The organism is Campylobacter sp. BCW_6873 (assembly GCF_001762365.1).
Lineage (GTDB): Bacteria > Campylobacterota > Campylobacteria > Campylobacterales > Campylobacteraceae > Campylobacter_D > Campylobacter_D jejuni.
In genome coordinates, this window is the sequence record NZ_MJWS01000013.1 from 1 (window position 1) to 2,137 (window position 2,137).

The window sequence follows — 2,137 nt, forward strand, 5'->3', positions numbered from 1 at the left end:
AAGTAAATAAAATAATCAAAAACAAACACAAAAGAATTATATTTGTAGGACATTCATTGGGTGAGATTTGGGGGATGCAATGAAAATATTAAAAATACTTTATATTTGCTGGATTATATTTTTTATCTTTGCTTGGATAATATCACCTTTAATTGGGCATAATCCAGATAGATTTAAGGAATTTCTCATAGTGATTGGATGGATAATTTTGCCTCCAATAGTGAACAATCTATGGTTATTTTTAATAACAAGAATTAAAAAATATTTGATAAGGTTTTTTCTATTATTGTTATATTGTCCATTGGCAATTTTATTGTATCTTATATTTGATTAAAAGGAAAAAGTATGAAGCAACAAATCAAGAATCTTAGAGACTATGCTGAGTTAGCTTGGGCAAGCTATTTCAACCTTATCTATATTGATGGACAAAAAACTAATGATTTCACAATAGGAACAGAAAGAATCTTAAAAGATGGAGAAAATATAGAAAAATTTGAATATTATAAAGCATTGTCTAAAGACTATAAAGATTATTTTATTTATGATGATTCGTTAGCTTTTTATCCAAAACTCAATGGTGAATTTAGAGAAATCCAAACACAAAATTTTGCAAAACGCTATACAATCAAATTTCACCAACCCAATACTTTTAGTGGTTTTTCTGCTACACTTTTTTATGACATTCAAAAAGATGAGTATATTGTTAGTTTTCGAGGAACAGAAGGAATTGTAAGTATGGATGCATTTGCCGATATAGGACTTACTTTTGGTAAAGGAGATTTTCAAGCTAATGCCTTAAAACAATTTTTATTAGATATAGCACCTATTCTAAATAATATAGATTCTAGTAAAATTACCTTTGTAGGACATTCTTTGGGTGGATATTTAGCTGTTGTTGCAATGCAGCTTTGTGATACAATCGATAGAACACTTTGTACAGATTTTAATCAAATAAAATTTAGTGCTTCAAAAGTTTATACTTTTAATTCTCCTACCATAGATGGAATAGATAATATGCTAATGAGATTCTTAGCTAATTTGCTTGGAAATAATATTGTGGAGCAAATTTTAAATCCAGAAAAGATTGTTTGTGTATTTGATAATGGTAAAATTGAAATCATTGCTTCAGCTCAATATGGTGCAAGCAATGCTTTAGGTATATATACAGGGAAAAATGATCACTCTATAAAACCTCTTGTTAATACTCTCTATTTTTATTCCTATCTTTTAGAATTAGATGCTAACTATAACAAAGTCAAAGATAAAAGCCTTAGTGAGTGTATAGAGTATCTTAATCATTTTATGAAAAATATTCAAATTTATACAGAAACTTTTGTGTTAAAAAATAATGCTATTAATAATAAAAATTTCGCTCTTAAAAATGGACCTCTTGGACTTTTTAGAAGTTCTCCAGAAAAAATCAATCATTTTGAATATTTTCTTTCATTAATAGCCACCATAATGCAAGAAACAAATGGTATTTTAGAAGAGCTTGGAGATAATTATTATACAAGTTATAAAACTCCTACCATTAGTCAAACAAAAATCATAGATTTTATTTTAAAGGCGCAAGAAAAAGAAAAATACATTTTAATTCTTGATAAAAATGATTTTAATAAATACAGAAAAGATTGTTCCTTTATTAATAATCAAGAAAATTTAGCTCATAAAATTGCCATTGGGGAATTTAGAATTTTTATTGTGGTTTATAAAGATATGAAATGTCTTGAAAATATTAATAATATAACAAAAATATACGGATATAATTCAAAAAGTTATAAAATAAAAGATCAAATTTGGGATGAGCAATATTTAGGTGGAGTTTGTAAAATATCACAAGCTTTGTATTTTAATGGAAAAGCTAAAATAGGTATTATTTAGGAAAATTATGATAGGTAAAGACTTTTTATATTCTATTCATAAAGATAAAAAAAGTATTTATTTGTTTTGTGAAAATAAAAGCATAATTGATTGTCAAAGTATTTATGATGAACTTTATAAATTAGAAGCAACGACAGATTTTACTTTTGAAGAACTTCAAAACTATCAAGCTTATATCTTCCTAAACTCCACCCTCCTTACAGGCTCAAATGAACTTCCTAATAATCCTTTTTACTTTGGAGAATTAGATCAAGAT

General features: G+C 26.2%; 2 protein-coding genes. Both read left to right on the top strand.

Features of this window, described 5'->3' with window-relative positions; genetic code table 11:
• The first annotated feature begins 345 nt into the window (after nt 1-345).
• Nucleotides 346-1,881: a lipase family protein gene (locus AJ932_RS10260; RefSeq protein WP_070277919.1), complete on the top strand. Its 1,536-nt coding sequence runs from the start codon at nt 346-348 to the stop codon at nt 1,879-1,881.
• 7 nt (nt 1,882-1,888) lie between these two features.
• Nucleotides 1,889-2,137 (top strand): hypothetical protein (locus AJ932_RS00120; protein ID WP_060806673.1); only part of this gene is annotated, 249 nt, incomplete at its 3' end.

Coding starts and splice junctions, on each gene's coding strand:
- AJ932_RS10260 (WP_070277919.1), top strand. CDS start 346: ATGAAGCAACAAATCAAGAATCTTAGAGACTATGCTGAGTTAGCTTGG.